Genomic DNA, 14532 nt, shown 5'->3' with positions numbered 1-14532 from the left:
TAGAGCTAAGGGGTCCGAGGCCGCGCCGCAACCGGGACCGCGCGCCGCAACACCCGCACCGGCGCAATGTGGCCAAACAGCGGCGTTTGCGACCGTCCCGACCATGAGCTAGAAGAACCGTCCTCTCTGTTCAGAAGATCCGTTTTCATGACCGACACCACCCAAGCGTCCAGCCCCCTGTCGGGCAATGTACTGTTCTATTCCCAGCCCGAGCCGCTGTCGGCCGATGTTCACGGCTCGCTGGGCGTGACGCCCGCAGACAAGCCGTACGCCTTTGTGGCCCAGACCCACGTCGTGCCGCTGACGGTGACTGAGTTCGCCCCCGCCGCCCTGTCCTACCCGGTCATCTTCGTCGGCGACGCCAAGCAGCCGGTCGCCGCCATGGGCCTGAACCAGGGCGACAACCTGTTCATCGAGAACGGCGACTTCCGCCCTGACGCCTACATCCCGGCCTATGTCCGCCGCTACCCCTTCGTCTTCGCCAATGACGACGAGCAGAAGCGCATGGTGCTGTGCATCGACCGCGCCGCCCCCTTCGTGGTCGAAGGCGGCGAGACTCCGTTGTTCGAAAACGGCCAGCCCAGCGGCTACGTCAATTTCGGCATGGAATTCTGCAACAACTTCGAACAGGAGCGCGTGCGCACCGAGTCCTTCGTCAACCTGCTGAAGGAACTGGACCTGTTCGAGGTGCGTGAAGCCAACTTCACCCCGCGCAACGCAGATGGTTCGGCCGGCGCCCCGCAAAAGATCGCCGAATATTTCGCGGTCTCGGAAGACAAGTTGAAGGCCCTGCCGGCCGAGAAGCTGGCCGAACTGCGCGACAACGGCGCCCTGGGCCAGATCTACGGCCACCTCGTGTCGCTGCTGGGCTGGGACCGCCTGATCGCCATGGCCCTGACCCGCGCCGCCCAACAACCGGCCGCCGCCAACGCCTGATCTGCTTTTCAAGCGGGCCTAGCGCGCGTTCGCGCTACTTGAGGCCCGTATTGAAGCGATAAAATGGAAACGCCCCGTCAGGATGCTGGCGGGGCGTTTTTGTTCGCACTCAATAGTGGGCGAGTGATTCAGCGGCGGGCCACCAGGGCGCGGGTGAGGCAGGAGAAAACCAGCCGCCCCGCCTCGTCCAGCAGATCCTGCTGGGCGATGACGACGCCCTTCTCGTCCCCGACCGGATCCTTGCCCATCACGGTCAGCCGCCCGCGCATCAGTTCGCCGGCAGGCGGATTACGCAGGAACCGCAAACCGTCCACGGCCAAGGTCTTAGAGCCCGCCCACCCCCCCATGCGATCGGCGGATAGTCGGCTCCACAGGGCATAGACCATGCCCTCAGGCACCCCGTAGGCCGTATCCCAACCAGGCAGAAAGCGTTCGACGAACAGCTCCAGCGCTGCAGCATCCACGGCGCAGGCGCCCAGGGGGATGACCTGACCGATCTCGAGATCCTCGAAATGGACGTGCAGCGGCTCAATCATGCGCGATCATTCTCCGTCAGGCCGCCGGCTCCTCCGACACCCTGACCATCAGCTTGCCGTCATGGTCGCCGGTGAACAAGCGATTCAGCGAACCGACCGCGCCTTCAAGGCCGTCATCGACATGGACCTTCCAGTGAATTTTTCCGTCAGCCAGCCACGGCCCCATCTCGGCGACCATCTCCTTGGCGCGGTGGGCGTAATCGAGGACCAGGAAGCCCTTCACGTCCAGGCGGTGGGTGATGATGCGGGCGAAGTTGGGCGAGGGCGGCATCCGCGTGGCGTTATAGGCCGAGATCAGGCCGCAGACGGCCATGCGGCCGTGCACCTTCAGCCGGTTCCAGACGGCGATCATGATGTCGCCGCCGACGTTCTCGAAATTGAGGTCGATCCCGTCGGGGGCAAAGCGGTCCAGGGCGTCGCCGACGTCCTCGTTCTTGTAGTCGACGGCGGCGTCGAAACCGAGTTCTTCGGTCAACCAGCGGCATTTCTCGGCGCCGCCGGCGATGCCGATGACGCGGCAGCCGCGCTGCTTGGCCACCTGGCCGGCAATGGAGCCGACCGCCCCCGCCGCCGCCGAGATGACCAGGGTCTCGCCGGCCTTCGCCTTCAGTACGTCGGTGACGCCGAAGTAGGCGGTCATGCCGGTCATCCCCAGCACGGACAGGTTGGCCGTCAGCGGCAGGCCCGGCGCGCGGTGGACCGGCCGCAGCCCCGCCTCGGGCACGACGGCGTAGTCGGCCCAGGCGCCCGACAGGGGCATGACCAGATCGCCTTCCTTGTACCGCTCGCCGCGCGACTGCTCGACCACGCCCAGGGTCAGACCGCGCATGACGTCGCCCAATCCCACCGGCGGCAGATAGCCCTCGGAATCATTCATCCAGGTGCGGTTGGTCGGGTCGATCGACAGATAGACGTTGCGGATCAGAACCTCGCCGTCCTTCAGGTCGGGCGTGACGCTCTCGACCAGTTCCAGGTCGCCGTCCTGGATCAGGCCGTGCGGCCGCTGACGCAGAATCCATTGTCTGTTGCGCAGGCTCATCAATCGTCTCCCTCATAGGGTTTTCTTTCAGAACCCATAGTGACGCCTCAGGGCCGGCTGTCGAGTGCCGCCATGGTCAAAAAAGAGGCGGTCCGTTAGGACCGCCTAGGAGTCGCATCATCGAGAATGAAGCGAAGGCGAAGATCGGCAGAGCCGGTCCGGGGGAATCGCCCTCAGCAGGGAAAGAACGACGTGCGGCGGACTCGGTTCCCGGCCCCGCCCTGCGGGAACAGCCCCAGACGCGCAGCGTTGGCATGGAAGGCTTGAATCGCAACAAGGAGGCGTTGAGATGAGTCACCAGGATCCGCATTCCCACTCAGCTGACCCCATACACGCCGGCCAGGCCGTAGAGGCCCAATATGTCCGCCAGGGTCGAGGCGGACGCCGCATCCTGATCCTTCTGGCGGTTTCCGCCGGAGCTGCGGCCGCGCTGCTGCTGGGCCTGTGGGCGATCAGCAATCAAGGTTTCCAACGCGCCGAAGAGGCGGGCGTGACCGGCGAGCCGACGCCCGTCGTCGAACAGGCCCCCGCGCCGACCGCAGGCCCCGAGACCGCCCCGCCGCCCGTAACCTGACTACGACAAAAAAGGGCCCCGGCGAACCGGGGCCCCTTGATCGGATCGGAGGACGAACCGTCAGGCCGCCTGCTTCTGGCGCGACGGATGGAAGAACAGCGCCTGGCTGATCGCCGCCTTCACCGTCTCCGGCTGGAAGGGCTTGGTGATCAGGAAGGTGGGCTCGGGACGCTCGCCCGTCAACAGCCGCTCCGGGAAGGCGGTGATGAAGATCACAGGCACGTCGAACTGCTTGAGGATGTCCTTGACCGCATCAATGCCCGAGGAACCGTCGGCCAACTGGATATCGGCCAGAACCAAACCGGGCTTGTGACGCGAAACAGCGTCCACGGCTTCGTCGTGGGTGGTGGCCGTGCCGGTGACGCGGTGACCCAACTCCTTCACCAAGCTTTCGATGTCAGCCGAGATGATGGCCTCATCCTCGATGATCAGAACGTCCGTGGCCAGTTCGGCGTCGATGTCAGACTGAGCTTCGGCGATCAGGCGCTCGACAGTGCGGGGATCAACGGCCAGAATCTGGGCCGCCTCGGACGGCGTGAAGCCTTCAAGCGCGGTCAGCAGGAAGGCCTGACGCGACTGAGGCGAGATGCGCAGCAGGCGTCGCGCGGCGTCGTCGCCCTCGAAAGCCACGCCCTCCAACTGGGCGCCCGTGCTGGACCAGATGGTGTGGAAGACATGGTACAGGGCCACCCGCGGCGTCATATCGGCGGGGAGTTGCCGCTCGCCGGCGGCGAGCGCCTCAAGCGCGACGCGGACGTAGTTGTCGCCCGTTCCCTGATCGCCGGTCAGGGCGCGAGCGTAGCGACGAACATAGGGCAAGTGCGGCGCAAGTCTGGCCAATAGACTCATGGATAAATTCCCCGACAACGCCCGCCTCGACTGTTGAAACGGACTCAGATCGAACACAACGTATCAAATGAGCCACGGTTCCGTGAACGCTCTCCAGCTTGAGCATAAAATCATATCCGCCTAGGAACCCTATGCGGGAGGCGACGTTTTCAGTCTCCATGAGCGACATCACAGGGCTTGGGCGGCGGCCGGACACTCAATGATCGAACCTAAGGACACTCCCGCGCGTTCCAGCGGGGCCAGCTCGAACGAGCGAGATCTCGAAGAGGTCCGCCTGCGCCAACAAGCCATCGGCGTGAAGCTGCGGCATATGTTCGACGAAGTCGTCAACGAGCCGGTGCCCGATGAGTTTCTTGAAATTCTGCGTCGCGCCGACCAGGGCGCTCCTACCAAGGAGGGGCAGTGACCAGCGCAAATCCCGCCCCCCGCCGCCCCTCGTCAGACGACAACGCCTTCAAGGCCGAACTCGTCACCCTGATCCCCCATCTGCGGGCATTCGCCCGCACCCTGACCGGCGACCCGACCTCGGCCGACGATCTGGCTCAAGAAGCCATGATGAAGGCCTGGGACGCCCGCGCCAGCTATCAGATGGGCACAAACATGAAGGCATGGACCTTCATGATCCTGCGCAACCAGTTCTATTCGGAAAAGCGCCGCTCGTGGCGCCAGACCCAGCTGGATCAGGAAGCCGCCGAGCGCACCCTGATCGCCGTCGATGATCCTGAAGCGCCGGTGGCGCTGGACGAACTGCGCCAGGCGCTGAAGTCCCTGCCCGAGGAGCAGCGCGAAGCCCTGATCCTGGTCGGCGCCGGCGGCTTCGCCTACGAGGAAGCGGCCGAGATATGCCAGTGCGCCGTCGGTACGGTGAAGAGCCGCGTATCGCGGGCGCGCAAGGCGCTGCAGGCCACGTTGGAGCGGGGCGGCTATGATCGCGACGGCCAATCGGCAAGCGACGCTATGCGATCGATCCTGGCCGACGCCGACAGACTAAGCGGCGCCGGGCGCAAATAGCCGTGCGGTTCGGCCGGGTTCTGGGCCGCAAGCTCGGACGCCCCAGCGTCCAGGGCATCCGATTCCGCCTGGGCCTCGCCATGGCCCTGGCCTTGCTGCCCATCCTTCTGCTCGGCGCGATCCAGACCGAAGCGGGCTTCCGCCAGCAGGAAACGGAACGGCGCAGCGATCTGAAACTGGCGGCGGAACGCAGCGCCTCAGACGCCAAGAGCCGAATCGACTCGACCGTGGTCTTGCTGCAAGCCCTGACGCCGGAGGGCGTGGGTTTCTTCTGCGAAGCGCGGCTCACGGCGCTGGCGGAACGCCTGGACGGCATAACGAGCCTGACCCGCTACAGCGCGACCGGGGAACCCGTCTGCGCATCGCGCAACACCGCCCATGAAACCCGCGAGGAACATGTCCGCGCCCAAAGCTGGCATCAGCGGCTCAGCCGCGGCGAAGACGTGGCGATGCAGCGCTCGGCCGACGGTCAGTCCCTGATCATCGCCGTCCGCTCGGAACGTCCGTTGGGCGCGTTTCAGGGAACGATGACGGCCGCCGTTCCGCTCAGCGCCCTTCAGCCTGACATCAGGGATCCCGCCCTGCCCATCGGCGCCCAGGCGGCGCTGACCGACGGGACAGGACGCGTGCTGATCGCCACGACCACGAGCCCCTTCGCCCTGGGCAACGCCGGCCAGGCCGAGGGCTGGACCGAGCGGGCCCGCGCGGACGCAGCCGTCATGTTCGAGGCGCGAGACGCCAGGGGACGCCGTCACGTCTATGGCGGCGCGCCCCTGGCGGGACGGGACGTCTTCGTCCTGCTGTCGGCGCCGGCGCCCGGCCTGCTGTCCTGGGCGCGTCTGAACCCCTTCGGCACCCTGTTGCTGCCGCTGGCGGCGTGGCTGACCGCCTTCGCCGCCGTCATGCTGCTGTCCGAGCGGATCGTGGTGCGCTGGCTGGACTACCTGGAACGGGTCGCCGCCATCTACGCGCGCGGCCGTTTCACCATTCGTCCCGTTCAGGCCGAACACGCGCCTGCGGAGATTCGCACCTTGGCCCGCACCCTGGGCCACCTGGGCGAGACCATCACCCGGCGCGACAAGGCCATTCTGGACGCCCTGGAAGAAAAAGACGCCCTGCTGCGCGAGATTCACCACCGGGTGAAGAATAACCTGCAGATCATCTCATCCCTGTTGTCGATGCAGCAACGAGCCGTGACAGATCCGAGCGCCCGCGCCGCCCTGGGCGACACCCGCCAGCGGATCACCGCCCTGGCCCAGATCTACCGCATTCTCTACCAGAGCCATGACATCCGGGAAGCGGACGCCGACACCTTTCTGCGCGAACTGGTCGGGCAGTTGATCGCCGGGGAGGCGGTGCGCGGACCTCTGGTCACGACCTCGATCGAGGCCGACCCGCTGATCATCGACCCCGACAAGCTGGCGCCCCTGGCCCTGTGGCTGGTCGAGGCCGTGTCCAACGCCCAGAAACACGCCTTCGCCGGACGGGGCGGCGACCTCAAGGTGCGCTTCAAGGTTCTGGGCCGAACCAGCGTTCTGGAGGTCGAGGACGATGGGCCCGGCGTCGCCGACGCGGCCGAAGCGGGCGTCGGCCGCACCCTGATGATGGCCTTCGCCAAACAGTTGCGCGGCGAGGCCGAAATCGCGCCGGCGCCAGGCGGCGGTTCGATCGTACGGCTGACCTTCGTCACGCCCGAAGCCCGCGACGCCGCCCATGTGCGAGAGGTGGCCGCCTTCCGCCTCAGCGGAACCTCGCCCCAAGCGTAACGTTGTGCATGGGACGGGCACGGAGCCCGAGCCAACAGGAGTCTCCCATGCGCAAACTCATCATTCTGGCCGTCGCCGCCGCAGCCCTGACGACCGCCGCCTGCAATACTATTCAAGGCGTCGGCCGTGACACCCAGGCCGCCGGCCAGGCCGTCGAAGGCGCCGCCCGCGACGCCAAGAACTAGGCTCTTCGCCGCCGGGCGAAGGTTGACGACACCCCGCAGACACCCGCGTCTGCGGGGTTTTATTTTTCGCTGGCGAGAGCGGTTCGGCTTGATTAGCGTCACCGATCTCTGACCCTGTCTCCGCTATCGGAAGAAAAATGCGCGTCGGCACCCCTAGAGAAGTCAAGACCAACGAACACCGGGTCGGCCTGACGCCGACGGCGGTGCGCGAGTATGTCGCCCGCGGCCACGAAGTCCGCATCGAAACCGGCGCAGGCGTCGCCGCCGGCTTCCCGGACGCCGATTATGTGAAGGCGGGCGCCCTGATCGTCGCCGACGCCGACGCCGTCTTCGCCGACAGCGAGATGATCGTGAAGGTGAAGGAACCCCAACCGTCCGAGTGGGGCCGTCTGACCGAGCGGCACATCCTGTTCACCTATCTGCATCTGGCGCCCGACCCGGAACAGACCAAGGCGCTGCTGGCGTCGAAATGCGCGGGCGTGGCCTATGAGACGGTGACCGATCGCAACGGGGGACTGCCGCTGCTGGCGCCCATGTCCGAGGTGGCGGGCCGCATCGCCGTCTTTTCCGCCGCCGAGACCCTGCTGAAGCACAACGGCGGTATGGGGCTGCTGTTCTGCGGCGTGCCGGGCGTCGCGCCGGCCAGGGTGCTGGTGCTGGGCGGCGGGGTCGTGGGACTGAACGCCGCGCGCATGGCCATGGGCCTGGGCGCCGAGGTGGTGGTCCTGGAACGATCCATTCCCCGCATGCGCCAGATCGACGAACTGACCGGCGGGCGCGTCATCACACGCTATTCCTCGCTGCACGCCATCGAAGAGGAACTGGTAAAGGCCGACGTCGTGATCGGGGCGGTCCTGGTCCCCGGCGCCGAAGCTCCGACCCTGGTGCGGCGCGACCAGTTGAAGACGATGAAGCCCGGCAGTGTCCTGATCGACGTGGCCATCGACCAGGGCGGCTGTTTCGAAACCTCGCATGCGACAACGCACGAAGACCCGACCTATGTCGTCGACGGAGTGGTCCATTACTGCGTCGGCAACATGCCCGGCGCGGCGCCGCGCACCAGTTCCGAGGCCCTGAACAACGCCACCCTGCCCTTCGGTCTCGCCCTGGCCGACCGGGGGCTGGAGGCTTTGCGCGCCGATCCTCACCTGGCCAAGGGGCTGAACGTGCTGAAGGGCGAGATCACCCACCCCGCCGTCGCCGAGGCCCTGGGCCTGGAATGGCGCGACCCGTTCGGCGTCTGGGCCGCCGGCGGAGCGAGGGGCTGAATCACAGCCCGCAATTCGCCCGCCTGTAATTCGCCGCGCTTCTGGGCCATAAGGCGCCCATGAAGTTCCTCGATCAGGCCAAGATCTATATTCGCTCCGGCAACGGCGGCGCGGGCTCCGTCTCGTTCCGTCGCGAAAAATTCATTCCCAACGGCGGTCCCGACGGCGGCGACGGCGGCAAGGGCGGCGACGTCTGGGTCGAGTCGGCCGACGGGCTGAACACCCTGATCGACTTCCGCTACCAGCAGCATTTCAAGGCCGCGACCGGCAACCACGGACAGGGCCGCCAGATGCACGGCGCCAAGGGCGAGGACGTGGTTCTGCGCGTGCCCGTCGGCACCCAGGTGCTGGATGAGGACAAGGAGACGGTGCTCGTCGATCTGGACGAGGCGGGCATGAAGGTGAAGCTGCTGTCCGGCGGCAACGGCGGCTGGGGCAACACCCGCTTCAAGGGGCCTGTCAACCAGGCCCCGCGCCACGCCAACCCCGGCCAGGAAGGTCAGGAGCGCTGGATCTGGCTGCGGCTGAAGCTGATCGCCGACATCGGCCTGGCGGGCCTGCCCAACGCCGGCAAGTCGACCTTCCTGTCGGCCGTCTCGGCGGCGCGGCCCAAGGTGGCGGACTATCCCTTCACCACCCTGACGCCCAACCTGGGCATGGTGGACCTGAGCCCGTCCGAACGCTTCGTCATCGCCGACATCCCCGGCCTGATCGAAGGCGCCAGCGAAGGCGCAGGGCTGGGCACCCGCTTCCTGGGCCACGTCGAGCGTTCGGCCAGCCTGATCCACCTGATCGACGGCACGCAGGACGACGTGGTCGACGCCTATCGCATCATCCGTGGGGAGCTGGAGGCCTATGGCGAGGGCCTGGCCGACAAGGTCGAGATCCTGGCGCTGAACAAGATCGACGCCCTGACGCCCGAGGCCCGCGAGGAGAAGGCGGCGGAGCTGGAGGCGGTCGCCGGTCGTCGGCCCTATCTGGTGTCCGGCGTCTCGGGCGAGGGCGTGACCGAACTGCTGCGCGCCGCCTGGGCCGAGGTGAAGAAGACCCGCGGCGAGGTCTCGGACGAGGGCGAACACGTCATCCCCGAAACGCCGGGCGGCTGGCAGCCGTAAGAGAGGCCGACCGTTCCCTCAATTTCCTGCCGTCATCCTCGGACTTGATCCGAGGATCAAGGGTGACTGCGCGCTCGATACAGGATGCGCCACCTACTGCGAGCCACCGCCTTTCCTGAGCGGAGCCGAGGGCTCGACCCTCGGATCAAGTCCGAGGATGACGGCGATTGAGGGCTGCTACGTCGTCTTCTCGCCATTGCATGGGAAGGAAAGCGAAGCGCGGATGACGCCGCGCCTTCGGCCCCCTATGTTCGCGCCATGACCGACGCGCCCGCCGAAATCCCCGCCCGCCCCCTCACGCAAGACGGGCCGCCGCTCAGGCTGTGGTTGATCGACGCCTCGGCCTACATCTTCCGCGCCTATCACGCCCTGCCGCCGCTGACCCGCAAGTCGGACGGCCTGCCCGTGGGGGCGGTGCAGGGCTACTGCAACATGCTGTGGAAGCTGCTGAAGGACATGAAGGGCGAGGACGGGCCGACGCACCTGGTCGCCGTCTTCGACCATTCGGAGAAGACCTTCCGCAACGATCTCTACGACCAGTACAAGGCCCACCGCCCCCCGGCGCCCGAGGATCTGGTGCCGCAGTTCCCCCTGGTGCGCGAGGCGACCAAGGCCTTCGGCGTCCACTGCGTCGAGATGGCCGGGTATGAAGCCGACGACCTGATCGCCACCTATGCCTGTCAGGCGCGCGACGCGGGCGGCGAGGCCGTGATCGTCAGCTCCGACAAGGATCTGATGCAGCTGATCGGCGACGGCGTGGTCATGTATGATCCCATGAAGGACCGGCGCCTGGAAGAAGAGGCCGTGTTCGAGAAATTCGGCGTCACGCCGGACAAGGTGGTCGAGGTTCAGGCCCTGATCGGCGACAGCGTCGACAACGTCCCCGGCGCCCCCGGCATCGGCCCCAAGACGGCGGCCCAGCTGATCCATGAATACGGCGATCTGGACACGCTTCTGGCCCGCGCGGGCGAGATCAAACAGCCCAAGCGCCGCGAGACCCTGATCAACTTCGCCGATCAGATCCGCCTGTCGCGCGAACTGGTGAAGCTGACCTGCGACGCGCCGATCCCCGAGCCGATCGACGACTTCATCATCCGCGACCCGGACCCGGAGGCCCTGTCGGCCTTCCTGGAGACGATGGAGTTCCGCTCGCTGGCCCGGCGCGTCGGCGACGGCAAGGCGCCGCAGAAGGAAGGCTCGGCCTTCACCCGCCCGCTCAGTGCGCCTGTCGCCACCCCGCGCTATGGCCAGACCGAGCTCGCCGCCCCGGCCGAGACCCACGCCATCGACCACGACCGCTATGAGTGCGTGCAGACGCTGGAAGATATCGACCGCTGGATCGCGCGGGCCCGAGCGGCGGGCGTGGTCGGCTTCGACACCGAGACGGACGCCCTGTCCTCGACCCATGCCGGGCTGTGCGGGGTGTCGCTGGCGGTCGGGCCGAACGAGGCCTGCTACATTCCCCTGACGCATGAGCACGAGCCGACCGGCGACGGCGGTCTGGACTTCGGCGACGGCGGTGACGCCCGCCCGCCCCTGCAACAGATCGACAAGCCGACGGCCCTGGCCCGGCTGAAAGACCTGCTGGAAGACCCGTCGGTGCTGAAGGTCGGCCAGAACATCAAATACGACCTGACCGTCATGGCGCGGCGCGGCGTGCGCGTCGCCCCGATCGACGACGTCATGCTGATTTCCTATGTGCTGGAAGGCGGGATGCACGGCCACGGCATGGACGAGCTGTCGCGCCTTCACCTCGGCCACGAGCCGATGACCTTCAAGAGCGTGGCGGGCACGGGCAAGAGCCAGAAAAGCTTCAAGCACGTCGACCTGACGACGGCGACCCGCTACGCCGCCGAAGACGCGGACGTGACCCTGCGCCTGCACCGCCTGCTGAAGCCGCGCCTGGCGGCCGAGGGACTATCAAGCGTCTATGAAACGCTGGAACGCGGCATGCCCGCCGTTCTGGCCGACATGGAATTGGCGGGAGTGCGGGTCGATCCCGACCGTCTGCGCTCCTTGTCCTCGACCTTCGGCCAGCGCATGGCCGAGCTGGAGGAGGAGGCGCACAAGCTGGCCGGCCGCCCGTTCAACGTCGGCAGTCCGCGCCAGATCGGCGAGATCCTGTTCGGCGAGATGAACCTGCCCGGCGGCAAGAAGACCGCCAGCGGCCAGTGGGGCACCGACGCCAGCGTGCTGGAGGATCTGGCCCAGAATCACCCCCTGCCCCGCACCATCCTGGACTGGCGCCAGCTGTCCAAGCTGAAGGGCACCTATACCGACGCCCTGGTGGCGGCTATGGACCCGCAGACGAACCGGGTCCACACCTCCTATCAGCTGGCGGCGGCGACGACGGGGCGTCTGGCCTCATCCGACCCCAACCTGCAGAACATCCCGATCCGCACCGAGACGGGCCGCCAGATCCGTCAGGCCTTCATCGCCTCGCCCGGCCATGTGCTGATCAGCGCCGACTACAGCCAGATCGAGCTACGCCTGCTGGCCCACATCGGCGACATCCCCGAGCTGAAGCGCGCCTTCAAGAGCGGCCTCGACATCCACGCGGCGACCGCATCCGAAATGTTCGGCGTGCCGGTCGAGGGCATGCCCAGCGAGACGCGCCGCCGGGCCAAGGCTATCAACTTCGGCATCATCTACGGCATCAGCGCCTTCGGCCTGGCCGCCCAACTGGGCATCGAACAGGGCGAGGCCGGCGCCTATATCAAGACCTATTTCGAACGCTTCCCCGGCATCCGCGACTACATGGACAAGACGAAGGCGCTGGTGAAGGAGCAGGGCTTCGTCACCACCGTCTTCGGGCGGCGCATCCACATCCCGGCCATCCACTCCAAGTCCGGCGCCGAGCGCCAGTTCGGCGAGCGCGCGGCCATTAACGCCCCGATCCAGGGCGCCGCCGCCGACATCATCCGCCGCGCCATGATCCGCATGCCGGGCGCCCTGGCCGAGGCCGGGCTTCAGACCCGCATGCTGCTGCAGGTCCACGACGAACTGGTGTTCGAGGCCCCCGAGGCCGAGGCCGAGCGCGCCGTCGCCGTCATCCGCCGCATCATGGAAGGCGCCGCCCTGCCCGCTGTGGCCCTGAGCGTGCCGCTGGACGTCGAAGCCAAGGCCGCCGGCAACTGGGACGACGCGCACTAACCCTATCTCCAACCAAGGACGACGACATGAGCCTGGATCCCGAAATCCGCGACAATGAAGAGGCCAAACGCTACGAGCTGGACGTCGACGGCGAGACCGCCGTGGTCATCTACAACCCCGTCGCGGGCGGGCGGCTGATCACCGAGACCATTGTGCCGATCCCGTTGGAAGGACGCGGCATCGCCAGCCGGATGGCCAAGCACGTCCTGGCTGACCTGAAGGAAAAAGGTCTGGTCATCCTGCCGACCTGCCCCTTCTTCTCCGGCTATCTGAAGAAGCACCCGGAATACGCCGATCAGGTGCATCCGACCTATCGGGCCATGCTGGGCCTGTAGGGCATCGCTTCAGGCCCCGCCGCCTGCTAGGGCGGGGCGATGAAGTCTTCAGACATCGACGTCCTGATCGTCGGCGCCGGCGCGGCCGGCATGATGTGCGCCATCGAGGCGGGCAAGCGCGGCCGCCGCGTGCGCGTGATCGACCATGCCCGCGCGCCCGGCGAGAAGATCCGCATCTCGGGCGGCGGGCGCTGCAACTTCACCAATCTGGGGACCGGCGGCGCCAATTTTCTGGGCGAGAATCCGCGCTTCGCCCTGTCGGCCCTGCGCCGCTTCACCCAGCATGACTTCATCAAGATGGTCGATCGCCACGGCATCGCCTGGCACGAGAAAACCCTGGGCCAGTTGTTCTGCGACGACAGCGCCAAGCAGATCATCCGCATGCTGACGGACGAGATGAAGGCGGCGGGCGTCAGCCTGTCGCTGGGCCTCGGCGTCAAGGCGGTGGAGCGCGCGGGCGAGCGGTTTCAGGTCGATCTGGACGATGGATCGCGGGTGACGGCGGCCTCGCTGGTCGTGGCGAGCGGCGGCAAGTCCATTCCCAAGATGGGGGCCACCGGCTGGGGCTATGAGGTCGCGCGACGCTTCGGCCTGCGCGTCACCGACACCCGACCTGCGCTCGTTCCCCTGACGTTCGAGCCGGGGCTGCTGGAGCAGCTCAAGCCGCTGGCGGGCGTGTCGGTCGACGCCGTGGTGCGGCACAAGGCGCCCAAGGATGCGAGCGCCGGCCGCCCGGCCAAGGAAACCGTCTTCCGCGAGGGCCTGCTGTTCACCCATCGCGGCCTGTCGGGGCCGTCGATCCTGCAGATCAGTTCCTACTGGCGCGAGGGCGAGGCGATCACCGTTGATCTGGCCCCCGACCGCGACGCTGCGTCTGAAATTCTGGCCGCCAAGAGCGAGAACGGCAAGCAGGCCGTCCACACGGCCGTCGGCCACGTCGTGCCGCGCCGTCTGGCCGAGGCCCTGTGCGCGCGCGAAAACCTGTCGGGCAAGCTGGCCGAGGTCGGCGACAAGAAGCTGCGCGCCCTGGCCGAGGGGATCAAAGCCTGGACGGTCAAGCCGGTCGGATCGGAAGGCTATCGCACCGCCGAGGTGACGCTGGGCGGGGTCGACACCGCCGCCCTCGATCAACAGACAATGGAGGCCAAGGCGGTCCCCGGCCTGTTCTTCATCGGCGAGGTCGCGGACGTGACCGGCTGGCTGGGCGGCTACAATTTCCAGTGGGCCTGGTCGTCGGGCTGGGCGGCGGGCCAGCACTGCTGACCGCATGAAAACAGAGCCTGCGGCGACGCGGCGCGTTGTCGCGCGGGCGGGCGCTCCCTACCTCTTTTGCGGTAGCGGGACGGGCCCCTCTGGCGGCGCTTCGGCGGCGTGATGTCGGACCGCATTCAACGACGAAAGAGGATGTCATGCCCCTGCTGATGTGCCCGAACGACAATGCGCCCATGCAGACGCTGGACCGCCACGGCGTCCAGTTCGACATGTGCCCGACCTGCCGCGGGGTCTGGCTGGATCGCGGCGAGCTGGAAAAACTGATGGAATCGGCGACCGACGAAGGGCGCGCCGCCGCGCCCGCCGCCTACGCCCCGCCCCCGCAACCAACCCCCGCTCAGCCTCAGCAACCCTGGGGAAGCCAGCCGACCTATCGCGAGCCGCCGCGTCATCGTGACGACCGCTATGACCACGACCGTCGCCGGGACGACGACTACCACTACCGCAAGAAGAAGAAGCGGTTGGACATCTTCGACATCTTCGACTGACGCCG

14 protein-coding genes and 1 pseudogene are annotated in these 14532 nt (G+C 67.2%); 12 read left to right on the top strand and 3 right to left on the bottom strand.

What is annotated here, in order from left to right; all coding sequences use genetic code 11:
• Positions 1-147 precede the first annotated feature (147 nt).
• Positions 148-936: a SapC family protein gene (locus tag EGK63_RS13545; RefSeq protein WP_125901931.1), complete on the top strand. Its 789-nt coding sequence runs from the start codon at positions 148-150 to the stop codon at positions 934-936.
• A gap of 128 nt (positions 937-1064) precedes the next feature.
• Here the strand turns inward: EGK63_RS13545 and EGK63_RS13540 are convergent, their stop codons facing one another.
• Both EGK63_RS13540 and EGK63_RS13535 read right to left on the bottom strand, forming a co-directional pair.
• The gene (locus EGK63_RS13540) at positions 1065-1472 is read right to left on the bottom strand and encodes an acyl dehydratase (RefSeq protein WP_125901930.1); all 408 of its coding nucleotides are present in this window, start codon (positions 1470-1472) and stop codon (positions 1065-1067) included.
• 16 nt (positions 1473-1488) lie between these two features.
• Complete coding sequence (locus tag EGK63_RS13535; protein WP_125901929.1) at positions 1489-2511, bottom strand: NADP-dependent oxidoreductase; 1023 nt, start codon at positions 2509-2511, stop codon at positions 1489-1491.
• 289 nt (positions 2512-2800) lie between these two features.
• Between EGK63_RS13535 and EGK63_RS13530 the strand changes: the two genes are divergently transcribed.
• The gene (locus EGK63_RS13530) at positions 2801-3085 is read left to right on the top strand and encodes a hypothetical protein (protein WP_165906615.1); all 285 of its coding nucleotides are present in this window, start codon (positions 2801-2803) and stop codon (positions 3083-3085) included.
• Between the two features lie 60 nt (positions 3086-3145).
• Here the strand turns inward: EGK63_RS13530 and EGK63_RS13525 are convergent, their stop codons facing one another.
• Positions 3146-3934, bottom strand: a complete 789-nt coding sequence (locus EGK63_RS13525; RefSeq protein ID WP_125901928.1) for a response regulator — start codon at positions 3932-3934, stop codon at positions 3146-3148.
• A gap of 199 nt (positions 3935-4133) precedes the next feature.
• Here EGK63_RS13525 and EGK63_RS13520 point away from each other — a divergent pair, with 199 nt between their 5' ends.
• From EGK63_RS13520 to EGK63_RS13475, 10 genes and pseudogenes are all read left to right on the top strand, one after another.
• Positions 4134-4340 carry a NepR family anti-sigma factor gene (locus tag EGK63_RS13520; RefSeq protein WP_125901927.1) on the top strand — a complete coding sequence of 69 codons (207 nt, stop codon included), beginning with the start codon at positions 4134-4136 and terminating at the stop codon, positions 4338-4340.
• A 13-nt stretch (positions 4341-4353) separates the two neighbouring features.
• Positions 4354-4945 (top strand): annotated as a pseudogene (locus tag EGK63_RS13515) (sigma-70 family RNA polymerase sigma factor); the annotation flags it as partial.
• A 2-nt stretch (positions 4946-4947) separates the two neighbouring features.
• The gene (locus tag EGK63_RS13510; protein ID WP_125901925.1) at positions 4948-6711 is read left to right on the top strand and encodes a sensor histidine kinase; all 1764 of its coding nucleotides are present in this window, start codon (positions 4948-4950) and stop codon (positions 6709-6711) included.
• A 47-nt stretch (positions 6712-6758) separates the two neighbouring features.
• A complete protein-coding gene (locus EGK63_RS13505) occupies positions 6759-6896 on the top strand; it encodes an entericidin A/B family lipoprotein (protein ID WP_003169829.1) in 138 nt (45 codons plus the stop codon).
• 137 nt (positions 6897-7033) lie between these two features.
• On the top strand, positions 7034-8164 hold the full coding sequence (ald, locus tag EGK63_RS13500; protein ID WP_125901924.1) for an alanine dehydrogenase: 1131 nt from the start codon (positions 7034-7036) through the stop codon (positions 8162-8164).
• Positions 8165-8223: 59 nt separating this feature from the next.
• Positions 8224-9279, top strand: coding sequence for a GTPase ObgE (gene obgE, locus EGK63_RS13495; protein ID WP_125901923.1), 1056 nt, complete (start codon positions 8224-8226; stop codon positions 9277-9279).
• 258 nt (positions 9280-9537) lie between these two features.
• Positions 9538-12432, top strand: coding sequence for a DNA polymerase I (gene polA, locus EGK63_RS13490; protein WP_125901922.1), 2895 nt, complete (start codon positions 9538-9540; stop codon positions 12430-12432).
• A 26-nt stretch (positions 12433-12458) separates the two neighbouring features.
• On the top strand, positions 12459-12767 hold the full coding sequence (locus tag EGK63_RS13485) for a GNAT family N-acetyltransferase (RefSeq protein WP_125901921.1): 309 nt from the start codon (positions 12459-12461) through the stop codon (positions 12765-12767).
• Positions 12768-12806: 39 nt separating this feature from the next.
• On the top strand, positions 12807-14030 hold the full coding sequence (locus EGK63_RS13480; RefSeq protein WP_125901920.1) for an NAD(P)/FAD-dependent oxidoreductase: 1224 nt from the start codon (positions 12807-12809) through the stop codon (positions 14028-14030).
• 146 nt (positions 14031-14176) lie between these two features.
• Positions 14177-14527 (top strand): zf-TFIIB domain-containing protein, encoded by a 351-nt coding sequence (locus tag EGK63_RS13475; RefSeq protein WP_125901919.1) that lies wholly within the window; start codon positions 14177-14179, stop codon positions 14525-14527.
• Positions 14528-14532 lie beyond the last annotated feature (5 nt).

The sequence above is a fragment of the Brevundimonas sp. 357 genome, assembly GCF_003938605.1.
In the GTDB taxonomy this organism is placed as follows: domain Bacteria; phylum Pseudomonadota; class Alphaproteobacteria; order Caulobacterales; family Caulobacteraceae; genus Brevundimonas.
Note: the sequence above shows the minus strand (reverse complement) of the source record. Positions and strands in the feature narration are given on the sequence as shown.